The 16,007-nt window shown below is 45.8% G+C and carries 14 protein-coding genes and 1 pseudogene; 1 reads left to right on the plus strand and 14 read right to left on the minus strand.

All coding sequences use genetic code 11. From position 1 onward, the window contains the following. Window positions 1-207: 207 nt before the first annotated feature. The 3 genes and pseudogenes from QZ323_RS14475 to QZ323_RS13200 all read right to left on the minus strand — a co-directional run bounded on the left by QZ323_RS14475 (window position 208) and on the right by QZ323_RS13200 (window position 1,607). The gene (locus tag QZ323_RS14475) at window positions 208-291 is read right to left on the minus strand and encodes a hypothetical protein (protein ID WP_363175167.1); all 84 of its coding nucleotides are present in this window, start codon (window positions 289-291) and stop codon (window positions 208-210) included. After that, window positions 274-987: pseudogene (locus QZ323_RS13195) on the minus strand (IS3 family transposase); the annotation flags it as partial. The gene QZ323_RS14475 and the pseudogene QZ323_RS13195, both read right to left, overlap by 18 nt. After that, on the minus strand, window positions 957-1,607 hold the full coding sequence (locus QZ323_RS13200; RefSeq protein WP_294635172.1) for a helix-turn-helix domain-containing protein: 651 nt from the start codon (window positions 1,605-1,607) through the stop codon (window positions 957-959). The gene QZ323_RS13200 and the pseudogene QZ323_RS13195, both read right to left, overlap by 31 nt. 157 nt (window positions 1,608-1,764) lie before the next feature. Here QZ323_RS13200 and QZ323_RS13205 point away from each other — a divergent pair, with 157 nt between their 5' ends. Further along, on the plus strand, window positions 1,765-2,355 hold the full coding sequence (locus QZ323_RS13205; protein WP_294635173.1) for a DUF308 domain-containing protein: 591 nt from the start codon (window positions 1,765-1,767) through the stop codon (window positions 2,353-2,355). Here the strand turns inward: QZ323_RS13205 and QZ323_RS13210 are convergent, their stop codons facing one another. The 11 genes from QZ323_RS13210 to potA form a co-directional block, all read right to left on the minus strand. Further along, complete coding sequence (locus QZ323_RS13210; protein ID WP_294635183.1) at window positions 2,356-3,663, minus strand: S28 family serine protease; 1,308 nt, start codon at window positions 3,661-3,663, stop codon at window positions 2,356-2,358. 235 nt (window positions 3,664-3,898) lie between these two features. Continuing rightward, entirely contained in the window at window positions 3,899-6,088 is a 2,190-nt protein-coding gene (locus tag QZ323_RS13215) for a glutamine synthetase III (protein WP_294635174.1), read from the minus strand. Window positions 6,089-6,141: 53 nt separating this feature from the next. After that, a complete protein-coding gene (locus QZ323_RS13220; protein ID WP_294635175.1) occupies window positions 6,142-7,572 on the minus strand; it encodes an ammonium transporter in 1,431 nt (476 codons plus the stop codon). Window positions 7,573-7,637: 65 nt separating this feature from the next. Next, window positions 7,638-7,994 (minus strand): P-II family nitrogen regulator, encoded by a 357-nt coding sequence (locus QZ323_RS13225; RefSeq protein WP_294635176.1) that lies wholly within the window; start codon window positions 7,992-7,994, stop codon window positions 7,638-7,640. 114 nt (window positions 7,995-8,108) lie between these two features. Beyond that, entirely contained in the window at window positions 8,109-8,828 is a 720-nt protein-coding gene (locus QZ323_RS13230) for a hypothetical protein (RefSeq protein ID WP_294635177.1), read from the minus strand. A gap of 92 nt (window positions 8,829-8,920) precedes the next feature. Beyond that, window positions 8,921-10,153 carry an LL-diaminopimelate aminotransferase gene (locus QZ323_RS13235; protein WP_294635178.1) on the minus strand — a complete coding sequence of 411 codons (1,233 nt, stop codon included), beginning with the start codon at window positions 10,151-10,153 and terminating at the stop codon, window positions 8,921-8,923. A gap of 14 nt (window positions 10,154-10,167) precedes the next feature. Next, the gene (dapF, locus tag QZ323_RS13240; protein ID WP_294635179.1) at window positions 10,168-11,007 is read right to left on the minus strand and encodes a diaminopimelate epimerase; all 840 of its coding nucleotides are present in this window, start codon (window positions 11,005-11,007) and stop codon (window positions 10,168-10,170) included. Window positions 11,008-11,303: 296 nt separating this feature from the next. Continuing rightward, window positions 11,304-12,626, minus strand: a complete 1,323-nt coding sequence (locus QZ323_RS13245; protein WP_294635180.1) for an ABC transporter substrate-binding protein — start codon at window positions 12,624-12,626, stop codon at window positions 11,304-11,306. A gap of 176 nt (window positions 12,627-12,802) precedes the next feature. Next, entirely contained in the window at window positions 12,803-13,594 is a 792-nt protein-coding gene (locus QZ323_RS13250; protein ID WP_294635181.1) for an ABC transporter permease, read from the minus strand. Further along, window positions 13,591-14,364 (minus strand): ABC transporter permease, encoded by a 774-nt coding sequence (locus QZ323_RS13255; protein WP_294635184.1) that lies wholly within the window; start codon window positions 14,362-14,364, stop codon window positions 13,591-13,593. Before QZ323_RS13255 ends, QZ323_RS13250 begins: the two co-directional genes overlap by 4 nt. A 16-nt stretch (window positions 14,365-14,380) precedes the next feature. Continuing rightward, window positions 14,381-15,805 carry a polyamine ABC transporter ATP-binding protein gene (gene potA, locus QZ323_RS13260; RefSeq protein ID WP_294635182.1) on the minus strand — a complete coding sequence of 475 codons (1,425 nt, stop codon included), beginning with the start codon at window positions 15,803-15,805 and terminating at the stop codon, window positions 14,381-14,383. Window positions 15,806-16,007: the final 202 nt, after the last annotated feature.

Raw genomic sequence — 16,007 nt, forward strand, 5'->3', positions numbered from 1 at the left:
TCATTCTCGTTTTTGTCTTTTTCGAAGACCGCAATGCGGTTCAGTAACCTTGCCAAGTGCTGGGTTCCCTTCAGTCCTGTCTCCTTTTTTGATTTGATAAGTCTCTTGAAGTGACCCCAAAAAGTTGTACAGGTTAAACATTATCCATTAATTGAAAGAGTTCGGTATTGCACCGGGCTCTTTCCTTTTAAGCGGGACTTAATTCTTTTATTGTTCTATATATTCCTCCAAATCTCTTATGAAGTTTTCTGGCGATTCAAACACTTCTGCATATAGAAGTTCAGATTTCATGATACCAAAGAAGTTCTCCATCATGGCATTGTCAAGACAGTTCCCTTTACGGGACATACTCTGTATAATGTGATGTTCCGCCAGGCGCTTCCGATAGCCCAAATGCTGGTATTGCCAACTTTGGTCAGAGTGAAGTATAAGCCCCTCAAGTCTGTCGAACCTGGTAAAAGCCTTGTCAAGCATATCGTACACCTGTTCCATATTCGGACTGCGAGAGATATTATAAGATATAATCTCACCGTTGAACATATCCAGTATCGGTGATAGATAAAGTTTGACCGAGCCAATGTTTATCTGTGTCACATCAGTAGCCCATTTGCGGTTAGGGGCTTCGGAAACAAAGTTCCTTGCCAGTATATTGGGCGCAATCTTTCCGACCTCTCCTTTGTAGGAACGATAACGTACTTTACGGATTCTACTCTTAAGACACATCTCATTCATCAAGCGCTGTACGGTCTTATGGTTGATGACAAACCCACGGTTTCGCATCTCTGCAGTCACACGTCGATAGCCGTAGCGACCTTTATGCTCATGGTAAATAGCCCTTATGGTTTCTCTCTCCATGGCGTACTTATCCTTCGCTTTCAGGCACTTCATATGATAATAGAACACAGAGCGAGCCATCTTTCTCAGCTTTAACAACAAGCCAAGAGGATATTCCGACCTTAGTTCGTCGATGGTTTTTGCCCATTGAGACGTGCTTGGGCTTTCTGTTCCTCGACTAAGGCCTTTACTTTTTTTAGCAACGTATTCTCTGCTCTCACGCGGAGGTTTTCTGCCTGAAGCTTCTCTAGTTCTGTCTGTGGGTCTCTTTTCTTAGGTCTTGTCATGGGAGCTTTTGGAGGTCGACCTCGCTGTTTTACGTCATATAGCGAGCCTCCCGACCGAACCTTTCTCAACCACGATAAAATCGTGTTGCGGTTCACGTCGTAACGAAGGCTTAACTGCTGCAAAGTTACTCCATCCTTGATATGTTCCAAAATAATTCTTTCTTTTTCTGCAGAAGTAAAGTGGTAACCCTTTGTTGATGTGAGAAGACCTTCCTCTCCATAGGCCCTGTAACGGGACAACCAGCCGCGAACCTGATGCTTGTCAAGATGACGTTCACGGCAAATGCTGACCAAGGTTTTACCACATGTAATTTCACTTACTACATTTAGCTTTTCTTCAAAACTATACTTCATAAAAAACTGCACTCCGAAAGTTTTGTGTCCAACTTTTGGGGTGCAGTTCAGAACATTTTTCTTGTTGCTTTGTTTTATAGAAGTGCAATAAACAAAATAAAAAAGAAAGGATGAATTATGAATCGAAAACATTTAATTTCCATTAGTGTATTAACTGCTATTCTTTTGCTATTTTACTGGTTGGTGATAGCGGAAGATATGAATGCTTGGTTAAGTACAGTTTGATTTTTCCATATTTTCTTTGTGCAATTATGCAGATAAAATGTATCTTCGCAAAAAATGTAGATGTATGAAAGGAGTAAATAATTCTTTTTTGCGTGCAATATGTGCGCTGATCATAGGTTTGATATTGGTGATGTTTCCCAATGAGGCAGGTGATTATCTGGTCATAACGGTGGGCGTGATGTTTATGATACCATCGCTTTTGAGTATTATCGGGTATTTTACGATGAGTGCTGCTGAAAGGAAACGTCTGCCGATTGAAGGGGTGGGCAGTTTCTTATTTGGTCTTTGGCTGGTGATTATGCCCGGTTTCTTTGCAGATCTGCTGACGTTTGTATTGGGATTTATTCTGGTGCTTGGAGGTATACAGCAGATATCATCGCTGTCTGTTGCCCGTCGCTGGATGTCGGTTCATGCAGGATTTTATATTATTCCGGTACTCATTCTCCTTGCCGGATTGGTGGCTGTGGTCAATCCGACAGGAGTACGTTCCACGGCATTCATTGTGATAGGTATCACAAGTTTGGTTTATGCAGTTTCAGAGTTGGTGAATTGGTTTACATTTACACGCAAAAGACCGAAAACACCAGTTGCGTCAAATGCTTCTTTGAAATCAGTAGACGACATTGAAGATGCGGAAATTTTGGAAGATAAATAATCATTTATCTTCCAGCCACTTATTTATCAGTTTCATTGCTTCTTCCTTTTCCTTCTCGGGTAATGTGTTGATACGTGCCAGGTGACTTCCATTGGGTTGGATAAACACATGGATATTTTTCTTGTTTTTCAGCCACGTAACGCCTGCTGCTGTCCACGGATCGTTCTGCCCGTAGATGAATATCATTTTGGGGTCGTTTTTCTTTAAGAAGGTTGTTATTTTCTTGCTGAGGGTTTTATCAAAATTCATGTCTTTCAGTTCTTTGGGAAGCATCAAGCGGTGCAGGTAGCCTTTACTTGATCGGATTGTGAGGTATTCCTTGAAAGGCTTTATGTCGTAGCCATAGTATCCGAGTTCACGGGCTGCTTGTACGAAAAAGGAAGCGCTCGGGCTGTCAGGAGTGAAGTAACCCGGTTCGCTGATGGTGAGCAAGTGGTTGAAGATGTCATCATCAGAAGCGTTAGCATCAGGAATAGAACTGATAGGAGTGCCCCATTGCCATAAGGCAAATGAATATTCCAATACTGAATAATCGTAGATTTCTTCAATAGGAACATTAAAAGTGTAGTTCTTTTCCATACAGTATTTCTCGAAACGGGGGAGTAGGGTTGCTTTCCGTTTCAATGTTTCCAGTTGGAAGTCCTCGATCTTTTTGCGATGCTCACTTGTAGAGACGTTACGTAGGAATGGTTCGTGACGACCGTCTTCCACTCCATAACAAAGCGGGGCTACATAAGGAACGGAAATATCTACATCATCCGGATAGAAAGTGCGGTAGAGAAGAGTGGTTTGCCCACCTTTGCTGATACCCGTTGCGATCCATTTACCCGGATAGATATTTTTGAATGCGGTGGTGACGGCGTGTAGGTCATCAGCGGAGTTTTCTGCAGTGAGATATTGCCAGTCTTTGGGTTCGGGAGTGGATTCCAGAAAATAACGGTATTCTACGAATATCATGTTGGCATTTAACATTGTTGAAAGCTCTTCGCGGTATTTAGGGTGAAGGGCGTAGGAGGCACCATAACCTTCGGTAACAATGATTGTGGGGCGATCGAAACCGACGTGAGAAACGATAACGCGTTGACGAAAGTTGCCCTTTTCCGGATGGCGGTGATCTAATGGTTGAGTGAAGTAGGTGACATACTTCTCCGAAAACTCGGAGGTTTCCAAGGGACGTATTTCCTTGATGGCTGAAATCTTGCTTATTTTTTGTTCCAGAACCGTTTGTGCAGATAGATATGCCGGTATGATTGTCAACAGCAGCACAAAGAGTGAAATCGTAGCGTAACGAATGCGTATTTTCTTCATCATAATAGGATTTAAATTAGGGGAGTAAAGATAGTATGTTTTTCTGAGAAAAGAGGATAAGTAGGAGTGGATAATTTTTTTATTCCAGATTCATATATAAATAAAGATAGTCCTTATTTCACAACAAGGACTATCTGCAAACTTAAAACAACCAACAAAAGAAATAGATAATTTTTTAGATTTATAATTTGAAGCCCACTTATAGGGGCTTTGTAACCCAGTTATAAATCCGGACTTATCTAATGAACAAAAGTTCTCTGTATTTGGGTAATGTCCACATCTGATTGTCAACGATCAGCTCTAATTTATCGATGTGGTAACGGATCTCTTCCATTGCCGGTACGATGGTGTCGTGGTAAGCAATGGCTTTTTCACGTTCATTCTCGATCTTGTTGGCAACCTTTCGTGCTTCGATCATAGCATCTACATGCTCCTTAATGAAAGCAGTGCGGTCGGCAATCTCTTCAATAAGCTCTAGGTTCTTGGCTGACAGTTTTGCTGCTTTGTCTTCTGCAAACAGTTTCTTCAGCTTATAAACGTTGTTGATGAGGTCCGTTTGATATTGTGTCGCTACAGGGATGATATGGTTCATTGCCAGATCACCTAACACACGAGCCTCGATTTGGATCTTCTTGGTGTATGTTTCCCATTTTACCTCATTCCGTGCTTCCAGTTCTTTCCGATTCAGCACACCGGTAGTTTCGAACATCTTTATACTTTCCGGTTTCAGGTAATTGTCAAAGATGAGAGGTACACTGGTTTCACAGTCCAAACCACGCTTTTTAGCTTCGGCTTTCCATTCTTCGCTGTAACCGTTGCCGTCGAAGTGTATAGGCTTGCATATCTTGATGTATTTGCGGATCACCTCGAGGATAGCTGAGATTTTCGGTTCACCTTTTTCGATAAGGGCATCTACGTCTTTCTTAAATTCTACCAATTGTTCGGCTACGGCTGAGTTGAGTGCAATCATGGCACAGGCACAGTTGGCCTCAGAGCCTACAGCACGGAACTCAAAACGATTGCCGGTGAAAGCAAACGGGCTGGTACGGTTACGGTCTGTGTTATCAATAAGCAATTCGGGAATCTGCGGGATATCCAACTTCATGCCTTGTTTGCCACTGAGGCTTACAAGATCGTCTTTGGTGCTCTCTTCTATATGTTCCAGTACTTGTGACAATTGTTTGCCGAGGAAGCTGGAAATGATTGCGGGAGGTGCTTCATTAGCACCCAAACGGTGTGCATTAGTTGCACTGGAGATAGAGGCTTTCAGTAATCCGTTATGTTTGTAAACTGCCATCAAGGTATTTACAATAAAGGTGATGAAACGCAGGTTATCTTCAGGTAATTTTCCCGGTCCCATCAGTCCAATGCCAGTATCTGTTCCCAATGACCAGTTGTTGTGCTTGCCACTTCCGTTGACACCTTTGAAAGGTTTTTCGTGCAACAATACGCGAAAACCATGATTGCGTGCGACTTTGCGCATCACTGCCATGATAAGCATATTGTGGTCTACTGCCAGATTACATTCTTCGAAGATAGGAGCCAACTCAAATTGATTGGGAGCGACTTCGTTGTGACGGGTTTTTACAGGAATACCGAGTTTTAGAGCTTCAATTTCCAGCTCTTTCATGAAGGCGGCTACACGAGTAGGGATAGCTCCGAAATAATGGTCTTCGAGTTGTTGGTTTTTGGCACTGTCATGTCCCATGAGTGTGCGTCCGGTCATCAATAAATCGGGACGGGCAGCATAAAGTCCTTCGTCAATCAGGAAATATTCTTGTTCCCATCCCAAGTAGGCAACGACTTTCTTTACATCAGGGTTGAAATAGTGACATACGTCTACGGCGGCTTTGTCTACGGCACGTAGGGCTTTCAGTAACGGTGCCTTGTAATCCAGTGATTCGCCAGTGTATGCAATGAAAATGGTCGGAATGCAGAGGGTATCATCGACAATGAATGCCGGTGAAGAGGGATCCCATGCACTATATCCTCTTGCTTCGAAAGTGTTGCGGATTCCACCATTAGGGAAACTGGATGCGTCCGGTTCTTGCTGAACGAGAAGTTTTCCTGTGAATTCTTCCATTACTCCACCTTTACCGTCATGTTCAATAAAAGCATCATGCTTTTCTGCTGTGCCTTCGGTGAGTGGATGGAACCAGTGTGTGTAGTGAGTAACTCCCATTTCGAGTGCCCATTTCTTCATGCCGGCTGCTACTTCGTCAGCAATGCTACGATCCAGTGGGGCGCCATTGTCAATCACATCAATCAGTTTGGCATATACCTTGCTGGGCAAATACCTGAACATTTTTTCCTTGTTGAATACATATTTGGCATAATATTCCGACGGACGTTCCGCGGGAGCTGCCACTGCAACGGGTTTCTTCTTAAACGCCGTTTCAACTACTCTGAATCTTAATTTAGACATAATACTTTGTGATTTATGATTTATACTTTATGATTTATACTTTATGATTTATGTTAGAGGTTATAGGCTGATTCTCCATGTTCATAGATGTCAAGACCTTCTTCTTCCACACGTTTCGGAACGCGGAGACCATGTAGGGCGTTAAGACCTTTGAAAATGATGAATCCCATGCCTGCTGCCCATATACCAACTACAAGGGCACCAAATAACTGAGCACCGAAAAAGCCTGCACCTGCACCGTAGAAGAGGCCTTCGCTGGTAGAGAACAGTCCGGTAAGTACCGTGCCAAGGAAGCCGCAGACCCCATGTACTGAAGAGGCACCTACAGGATCGTCGATTTTAAGAACTTTATCAATGAACTCAACTGAGAAGATCATTACAATTCCACAGAGTGTACCAATAATGACTGCGCCCAACGGAGAAACAACATCGCAACCTGCCGTGATACCTACCAAACCGGCTAAGATACCATTCAGTGTAAGTGACAAAGACGGTTTGCTGAATTTCAGCCAGCTGACTGACAAGGCAAAGAAACCACCGGCACAAGCGGCAAGATTGGTGGTGAGAAATACATGGGAGATAGCTTCTTGATCGGCTGTAGAAGCTGCTGCCAACTGTGAACCTGGGTTGAAACCGAACCAGCCGAACCACAGAATGAATACTCCGAGAGCTGCTATCGTCAGGTTATGTCCCGGAATGGCTTTAGATTTGCTGTCTTTACCATACTTGCCGATACGAGGGCCAAGGATGGCGGCACCAACCAGTGCAATCCATCCACCTACGGAATGAACTATCGTAGAACCTGCAAAATCGTGGAATGTAGTGCCGAACAAACTTATCATGAATGAACCTTCTTCACCGTTCATTAGCCATCCGCCACCCCAAGTCCAATGACCTGATACTGGATAAATCAGTAAACTGATGAAGATAGTATAAATCAGATACATAGAGAACTTAGTACGCTCTGCCATGGCTCCCGAAACGATAGTGGCGGCTGTAGCGCAAAACACTGTCTGGAAAATCAGGAATCCTTCAGTAGGAAGCCCGTTCCCGTTGTAGAATGAGAGGTCAAAAAAGTGGGGCATCCCTACGAAGTCACCTACGCCGAACATAAGTCCGAAACCGATGAACCAATAGAGCAGGGAACCGAACATGAAGTCTACGAAGTTCTTCATTAGGATATTGGCTGTATTTTTAGTCCGTGTAAATCCGGCTTCTACCAATGCGAATCCCGGTTGCATGAAGAATACCAACATGGCAGCTAGAAGCATCCATACTGTGTTGATTCCGTTTACTAATTCATCAATCGCGTCAGGAGTACTCTCTTCTGTAGTTATCTCCTCTGCGACGGTTGTTGCCGAGGATGCTATCTCACTGATCGTTACGGTGTCCTGTGCGGAAATTTCCGTGGCCATACAGCTCGCTATAAGGATAGCACCGACTATGCACAGCTTGCTGAAGCTGTACTTCTTATATTTATCCATAATGTTTTTTGTTTATTTGTTGTACTTGTATTCTTTGGCTTTAAGAGTGGTTTGTTGCTGCCGTTTTATCTTTCTTGTTCAGCATTATAGAGGGCGATGTCACCTCTTTCAGCGGTACGGATGCGGATGGCATCTTCAATGGGGATAACAAAGATGCGTCCATCGCCGATCTCTCCGGTCTGCGCAGCTTTGATAATGGCTTGCACTGTCTTTTCCGCATTCTTGTCACGCACGACGATGGAAATCAGGATACGTTCAATGGAACTGGTGTCGTACATGACGCCGCGGTAGGTACGGGCTTGGCGTGATTTTCCTATACCTCTTACATCATAGTAGGAGAACCATTCAATGTCCGCTTCAAGCAATGCCTCTTTTACATCCTCGAATTTGGTCTTACGGATAATTGCTTCAATCTTTTTCATACCTTAAATATTATGTGGTTTCTGATCTTTGGAATGGGCAAGGTATCCGATGTATTGGTTGGCAATAGTTTTCCTGTATACCTGTACCTCATTCATTTGTCTGTTTTGTTTGGGTTAAAAACTGATACCAACGGCAAAATAGGTTCCTTGCGTGTGGGGATTGAACGTCAGCTGCGCGAAAACTGGCAGTGCAAAAGTCTTATTGAATTGGATCTCTTTGTCAGCTCTCAGGGTGAGGTTGGTAATGTTGAATTTATCGGCGTATGCACCTTCCCACGGGGTAAAACCAACTTCTGCCGACCAATCCAGTCCGCCTAATTTGAAAGGAGCACTGACACCGATATAAGTGGAATAAGCTCTATCGCCATTCTCTTTGGTGTAATCATCTCCAGCGAAGTAGGTGTTCCAGCTTAATGCCAACGGACCAAAGTCGTATCCGAGAGTTGCTTCGAAAATATGTGCAGTACTGTGTGAGCCATACTTGAAATAATTTCCTGTATATCCGCCATCTGCCTGATGATAAGAGAACCAGTAGTCGGTGACTGCAACGCTGAAACCGCCAGTTTCATATCCTAATGTAAGGTCTATTTCCCTGGCATCCTCTTTGTCGAGTCCTACGGATCCCCATGCTGCCAATGACACCCCCTTATAACCTACCGACATGCTGGGCTGGATGCTTACTCCTCCGCAATCTGTGCCACGCCAGATGTAGCCACTTACCAGATCGGCACCTACTGATGCTTCCACTTTGTCCTGCGCATAGGCAGTGAAGGGAAGTATTGCCGATAGTACTGCGATTGTCATTGCTTTCAATTTAACACTTTTTGTTTTCATACTTTTTACCTTTTTAAATTTAAAAGAATTGCAGATGATCAGTCCGACGTATAGTATATATAGCGCGCTTTAACTACTTATTTATGATTCGATTAAACCAGCCAGTTCCTGATTCTTCTCATGGCCTCTACGCAGTTTTCATGATTACCGAAGGCGGTCAGGCGGATGTAACCTTCTCCACTGGGACCGAATCCTACTCCGGGTGTTCCTACCACGTTGGCCTCATATAACATTTGCTCAAAGAATCGCCATGAACCGATACCATTGGGTGTTTTCAGCCAGAGGTAAGGGGCATTCACACCGCCATAGACTTTCAATCCGGCAGCTTCCAGTCCCTCTTTCATTGTACGGGCATTGTTCATGTAGTAATCTATATTCTCTTTTATCTGCCGTTTGCCTTCCGGGGTATATATGGCTTCGGCTGCCCGTTGGGTGATATAGCTGGTGCCATTGAATTTGGTGCATTGACGACGGTTCCACAGGCGGTTCAGAACAATACGTTCACCGGTCAGGGTGGCGGCGGTCAGTTCTTTGGGGACTACGGTATATCCGCAACGTACTCCGGTGAAGCCGGCTGTTTTTGAAAAGCTGCGGAACTCGATGGCACATTTCTTAGCCCCCTTTATTTCGTAGATAGAGTGGGGGACATCCTCCTCTTGTATAAATGCTTCGTATGCGGCATCAAACAGGATGAGCGTATCGTTGGCAAGTGCATAATCCACCCATTTCTTGAGTTGGGCTTTGGTCAATGTGGTTCCTGTGGGATTATTCGGATAGCAGAGATAGATGATATCGATGCGTTTGTCCGGTATCTCGGGGACAAAATCGTTTTCAGCACTACATGGCATATAGGTGACATTGCTCCATTTGCCGTCTTCTTCCAGTACACCTGCACGACCGCACATCACATTGCTGTCTATGTAGACGGGATAGATCGGATCGGTCACTCCTACGCTGTTGTCATGGCGGAGAATATCTCCAATGTTACCCGTATCGCTTTTGGCTCCATCATTGATGAAAATTTCCGTCGGGCTGAAATGGATTCCTCTCGGGCTATAGTCATGTTTGATGATAGCTTCAATCAGAAAGTCGTATCCTTGTTCAGGACCATATCCGCGGAATGTCTTGCTGTTTGCCATCTCTTCCACTGCCTTGTGCATCGCTTCGATGCAGGCAGGTGGCAGTGGTCGGGTGACATCTCCGATTCCCAAGCGGATAATTTCCTGTTTGGGATGGGTTATCCTGAAAGTATTCACCTTTTTAGCTATGTCTGAAAATAAATAACTTCCCGGTAGTTTTAAAAAATGCTCATTTACTAATGCCATACTTTTTTGTTGCTTTAAGCGTTTATTTTAGTGGTGAATGATTCATTATCAATCTCTATTTCTCCTTCAAATACGCGGGTTGCTCCTCCGGTCATTGCCACATGCCCGTCCTTTTCGTTCCATTCGATGTGGAGCCTGCCTCCATCCATGATGATATCTGAAGCTCTTCCTGTCCATCCTGTGAAGGCGGCGGCTACAGCGGTGGCACAAGCTCCTGTTCCGCAGGCTTGTGTAATGCCCGAACCTCTTTCCCATACCCGCATCCGGATGCTGCCATTCTCAAGCAGTTGGGCAAACTCCACATTGATCCGGTCGGGAAATAAAGGATGGTTTTCCAACTCCGGTCCGATGCTTTCAAGGTGGATATCCTTTATGTCATTTACGAAGATCACCAGATGGGGATTTCCCATTGACAGGACAGTGCCGGTGAATTGCTTTCCTTGGGCCTCTACGATTTGTTCATGTATGCCGGCAGGAGCTCCCATATCTACGGTGACACTATCCACTTTGCCATCTTCTATGTGAAGTCTTAAGATTTTGATGCCCGAAAGTGTATCAAGGGTGATTGTGGTCTTTGAGGTTAGGCCATATTCATATAAGTATTTCCCGATACAACGGCTGGCGTTACCGCACATCTGGGCCTCCGAACCGTCCGCATTGAAGATACGCATACTGAAATCTGCTTTGTCTGAACTGCCGATGAGTACAAGTCCGTCGCTTCCAATTCCTGTGTGGCGGGCACTCCATGCAACTGAAAGTTTGTCAGGGCTTTCGATGGGGGATTTGATGGTATCTACATAAATATAGTCATTGCCTGCTCCATGCATCTTGGTGAATTTAATCTTCTGTGTCATTTAGTACCATATTAATGGGGTGATACTTTCTTTTTGTTTTAATTATGCTGCAAAGATACTGCGTTTTGGTTTTCTTTTATTGAAAAGGATATCTTATTTCTACTTTTAGTGCAAAATCTTTCACTCCTTTTAAATATATACTGCTCAAGTTTTAAATTAAAAGTTTATAGGGGTATATTTGAATATTTTGTTATTGACGGAATTATTTTTGTATATTCATTCCATGTAAATAAGGAAGCGGATATGTACTTTTGGCATGAAATGGAGCATATAAAACGAAAAAAAGTTCCATAATGTCAATATTGGATGCGTCGTCTGCGTCTGCGGTGACGTTTTTTCTGCTTATAGTTACTGATACGTTTCCATACGATCCAGACAAACAAGGCACCGAAGACGGCAAAGATAAGAAGTACGATACCCGTATTCAGGTTGTCTCCCTTGACGCGGCTCCACATCTCGAGCACGAGTTCAGTGCGGTCGCCGAAGTCGCGTATCATGGCGCAACGCTCCACGACCTTGCGGTCGGGATATTGAATCGGATTGATGGGAATGCAACTTGCTTCGGGACCGAAGAAATAGCTGAGATCGGAGTATTGCTCAAGCGTCGAATCTATCTTGGCTTCCATGATTTCGGGAGTAGCTACAGCGCTGACATACCCGATGGCGTCCATGTTGCGCAAAGCAATGTCCGGCTGGCAGAGATAGTTGATGAAATAGCTGGCAGCCTTCACGTTGCGGGCGTATTTAGGGATTGCCCATCCGTCATACCAGATATTGCTTCCCTCGCGGGGAACTTCGTAGTCGAGACTGACCCCTACGGCTTCCGCCTCTTCGATAGCCCAAACCGCATCGCCGCTCCAGGTCAGGTTGAGCCACGTCTTGTTCTTGGTCATCATCTCCTTGCCGAAGTCGGCTTCCCAACCGGCGATATTGGGTTTCAAGGCTTTCAGGTATTGTTCTGCCAAGGCGATTGCTTCCGGAGAGTTGTTATTCATCAGTTGCTCTACAGTAATGGTGCTATCGGCAAGCTGGCTGGCATGTGCATAGATGATGGCAGTGCCATACGCATCGCGATAACTGTCTTTCATCAAGATTTTACCCTGGTTGGCGTCATCCCAGAGGCATCCCCAGGTGCTGACTTCTTCACGGGTCTTGAAGTTCTGGTTATAGAGGATTCCGGCGGTGCCCCACATGTAGGGGACAACGTAATCGTTGGTATGCCGTCCGGGTTGGCTGATCTTCTCCAATTCCTTCCGGATGTAGGGTGAGATATTGGGGATATAGTCGGGTGTACTGCCGAAGTTCCTCTCGATGGGGAGCAGCAGGTCCTTCTTCAGCATACGTTCGATGATGTATTCCGAGGGGCATACGAGGTCGAAGTCTTCTTGTCCGCGTTCGATTTTGGTGAGCATGATCTCATTGATATCAAAGACCTGGTAGATGATGCGTATCTCTTCGCCGGTCTGCTCTTTGTACCAGGCAGGAAACTCGGAAAGGACATCTTCGTCGATGTAGTCGGCCCAGTTATAGACTTTCAATACGTGGCTGCGCTTCTTGCCTGAGTCGGTGCAGGAGGCGAGCAGGAAGATGCAGAGGAGGAAGGGGAGGAATCTTTTCATTCGCTTATTTATTTAAGTTTCGCAAACTCAATTTCTTAATTTACAAGGTTTCAGTTGATAAATATACAAGGAGTAAAGTATAGGTTATAACTCTTAACCTTATGACAAGCATTTTTCCCTTGTCACCTTGTTACCTTTGTTCCCTGCAAAAGTTGAGCTTGCGAAACGTGAGTCATTTATTCTTTTCTGGAGCGTTCAGCTCTTTTGTTGATTACGATTAGCAATACTAATACCGTTACAAAGATGATGGTCGACAACGGGCGTAATTCCGGGGTAAGCCCTCCTTTACGTGCGTCGGCATAAATATAGGTGGAAAGCGTTTCCAGGCCCTCGTTGCCAATGGTGAAGATGGTGACTGCAAAATCATCAATGGACAGGGTGAAAGCCAGAATAAATCCACTTATCATGCCCGGCAGGATTTCGGGGAAGATAATCTTACGCAAAGCTTGGAAAGGCGTGGCACCCAGGTCGAGTGCGGCCTCATAGACATTCTGATTCATCTTTTTCAGGCGTGGCATGACACTGAGCACTACGTAGGGCGTACAGAAAGTGATATGCGCCAGCACCACCGTTGTGAAGCCCTGCGATATGCCGAAGCTGACAAACAGCAGGAACAACGATACTCCCGTGATGATATCCGCGTTCATCATCGGGATGGCGTTGGTGAAGTTCATCACCTGTCGGGTACGTGAGCGCAGGTTGAAGATGCCGATGGCTGCCAGACTTCCTAACAGGGTGGATGCCGTAGCCGCAATCAGTGCGATGACAAACGTGTTCCAAATGGCACTGATCAGCGAATGGTGCATGCCGCCTGTGAAGAGGGAGCTGTATAACTTGGTGGAAAATCCGGTCCAGTTGCCCAACACCTTGGCTTCGGTGAAGGAGAAAATCATGATAATCAGTATCGGCGAATAGAGCAACGCCAACAGCAACCACAAATATCCTTTGGTCAGTATACGTGTCATCATATCACACCTCCGCTTTCATTTTGGGTGCTGTCGTCCTCGTTCGTAAACAAGGCAGTGACGCCAATCAGCAGCAGCATGATGAGCGACAAGGCAGCTCCATAGTTCCACATTCCGTTATAGATGCTCTCCTGTACGGTGGTACCGAACAGTTTGATGTTGTTCATTGTCAGCAGTTCGGCAATGGCAAAGGTGGATACCGTAGGCATGAACACCATCACCACGCCGCTCATGATGCCCGGCATGGAGAGGGGAAGGATTACCTTGCGGAACACCTGCATAGGCGCAGCACCCAAGTCCTGGGCGGCTTCTATCAGACTGCCGTCCATCTTCTGCAACGTGTTGTAGATGGGGTATATCATGAACGGCAGGAAGTTATAGACCATGCCGAACACCAGTGCCCCTTCTCCCAACGGCAGGTTGAGGAAGTCAAACAGCGCCACGGTGGCAAGCGTACGTATCAGGATGTTTACCCACATCGGCAGGATAAACAAGACCACCATTGTCTGCGAAGTATTGAATTGCTTTTGACTCAGGATATAGGCTGCGGGATACCCCAAAATGAGGCAAGTCAGCGTGGTAATAACGGCTATCCCGATAGAGTAGATGAACGTATTGATGGCTTCGGGATGCAGCATGAACTTGCGGAAGTTGGCAAACGTGAACGCCCCTTCGGCGTCCGTGAAAGCATAGAGCACAATGAGCAACAGGGGCATCACCACAAAGATGACAAGAAACAGGGCGTAGGGAACAGTCCAGTTCCGGCGGCGCATGAAGAAACGGGATATATTACTGAGCACTTCCTTTCCTATTAACGGGTTCAACAATAGTAGATGGACGCAACACTCGGATGTTCTGCGGAGCGATAGTGATACCTACCCTGTCGCCGTCGTCCCAGACATCATTGGTGTCGACAAAGATATCTTCATCCCAGTCCGTCAGTACGGTGAGATGGTAATGGTTGCCTTTGTAGAGGATGAATTTCACCTCGCCGGTCAGTAGTCCGTCTTCTTCGTTGTCTTCGAGGATGACGTTCTGGAAATCAATCTCTACCGACACGTCACTGCCCGGAGTGATGTCCTGCACTTCCGCGCATTCGAAGGTACATCCGAGGAACTCCACATGCTGTTTGTCCACCAGCCGTCCGGTAAAGGTGTTGCGGGTGCGTTCCTTCTTCATGACGTGGATGTCGAAGGGCTTCACAAGCAGTCCCACTTCGCGACCGGCCTCAAAGCTATGGTAGTCCTGCACCATAAATTCGTAGCCTTCACCGGTTTGCACCATCATTTCGTAGTGCACACCTTTGAAGATACACGAGGTGACACGCCCGGTCAGCTGTGCGGCGGGGGAAGGATCGAAAATATAGATGTCTTCGGGACGGATGACCACATCGACAGGGGTATTGGTTCCGAATCCCTTGTCCACGCATTCAAACTCATGCCCGGCAAAGGAGACCGATTTGTCTTGCAACATGATACCGTTCAGGATGTTGCTTTCACCGATGAAGTCGGCAACGAAAGAGTTGATAGGCTCGTTGTAGATGTCGGTCGGCGTGCCTATCTGCTGGATGCGTCCTTCACTCATGACGACGATGGTGTCGCTCAGAGTGAGGGCTTCTTCTTGGTCGTGGGTGACGTAGATGAAGGTGATGCCCAGTTTCTGATGCATCTCTTTCAGTTCCATCTGCATGTCCTTGCGCATCTTCAGGTCGAGGGCGGCAAGGGGTTCGTCCAGCAGCAGTACTTCCGGTTCGTTGACGATGGCGCGGGCGATGGCGACGCGTTGCTGTTGTCCGCCAGAGAGTGAATCGACGTCACGGTCTTCGTAGTCCGTCATGCCTACCATGCGGAGTGCCTGTTTCACCTTCTTACCAATTGTGGCTTCGGGCATTTTCTTGAGCTTCAGTCCGAAAGCAATGTTGTTGTATACATTCAGATGAGGGAAGAGGGCATACTTCTGGAAGACCGTGTTCACCGGACGTTCGTGCGGCGGTGTTTGGGTGATGTCACGTCCACCAATGGTGATAATACCTTCCGAGGCAGTCTGAAAACCGGCTATCAGGCGAAGCAAGGTAGTCTTGCCACAGCCGGAAGGCCCCAGGATAGTTACAAATTCGCCCTTACGGACAAAAAGATTTACATCATTCAGTACGACTTTGTCTCCAAAGCGCTTTGATACATGTTCCACACCGATGATGCAGTCTGAATTTTGCATAAGCGTTATAAAGTTTAACCCAGTAACGAATTGAACGAATTGTGCTTTTCCTATAAAAGCGGGGCAAAGGTAGGGAATAAATCGGGAATATGAAAGAAGTGGTGTATCGTAAAATGATACAATGACACGTTTTTTTCGTTTACAGGAGTTAGTAACTATTCAGCGAGAACAAAGGATACGAAGAATTAGCCCGTCAGTTTAG

Origin of the sequence: uncultured Bacteroides sp. (assembly GCF_910585845.1) — a bacterium.
Lineage (GTDB): Bacteria > Bacteroidota > Bacteroidia > Bacteroidales > Bacteroidaceae > Bacteroides.

Bases quoted from the DNA above. Each gene is read 5' to 3' on its own strand.
- QZ323_RS13225 (WP_294635176.1), bottom strand. From the start codon at position 7,994: ATGAAAAAGATTGAAGCAATTATCCGTAAGACCAAATTCGAGGATGTA.
- QZ323_RS13235 (WP_294635178.1), bottom strand. From the start codon at position 10,153: ATGGCATTAGTAAATGAGCATTTTTTAAAACTACCGGGAAGTTATTTA.
- QZ323_RS13205 (WP_294635173.1), top strand. From the start codon at position 1,765: ATGAAAGGAGTAAATAATTCTTTTTTGCGTGCAATATGTGCGCTGATC.
- QZ323_RS13255 (WP_294635184.1), bottom strand. From the start codon at position 14,364: ATGCGCCGCCGGAACTGGACTGTTCCCTACGCCCTGTTTCTTGTCATC.
- QZ323_RS13215 (WP_294635174.1), bottom strand. From the start codon at position 6,088: ATGTCTAAATTAAGATTCAGAGTAGTTGAAACGGCGTTTAAGAAGAAA.
- QZ323_RS13245 (WP_294635180.1), bottom strand. From the start codon at position 12,626: ATGAAAAGATTCCTCCCCTTCCTCCTCTGCATCTTCCTGCTCGCCTCC.
- dapF (WP_294635179.1), bottom strand. From the start codon at position 11,007: ATGACACAGAAGATTAAATTCACCAAGATGCATGGAGCAGGCAATGAC.
- potA (WP_294635182.1), bottom strand. From the start codon at position 15,805: ATGCAAAATTCAGACTGCATCATCGGTGTGGAACATGTATCAAAGCGC.
- QZ323_RS13210 (WP_294635183.1), bottom strand. From the start codon at position 3,663: ATGAAGAAAATACGCATTCGTTACGCTACGATTTCACTCTTTGTGCTG.
- QZ323_RS13220 (WP_294635175.1), bottom strand. From the start codon at position 7,572: ATGGATAAATATAAGAAGTACAGCTTCAGCAAGCTGTGCATAGTCGGT.
- QZ323_RS14475 (WP_363175167.1), bottom strand. From the start codon at position 291: ATGAAATCTGAACTTCTATATGCAGAAGTGTTTGAATCGCCAGAAAAC.
- QZ323_RS13230 (WP_294635177.1), bottom strand. From the start codon at position 8,828: ATGAAAACAAAAAGTGTTAAATTGAAAGCAATGACAATCGCAGTACTA.
- QZ323_RS13200 (WP_294635172.1), bottom strand. From the start codon at position 1,607: ATGTTTTCGATTCATAATTCATCCTTTCTTTTTTATTTTGTTTATTGC.
- QZ323_RS13250 (WP_294635181.1), bottom strand. From the start codon at position 13,594: ATGATGACACGTATACTGACCAAAGGATATTTGTGGTTGCTGTTGGCG.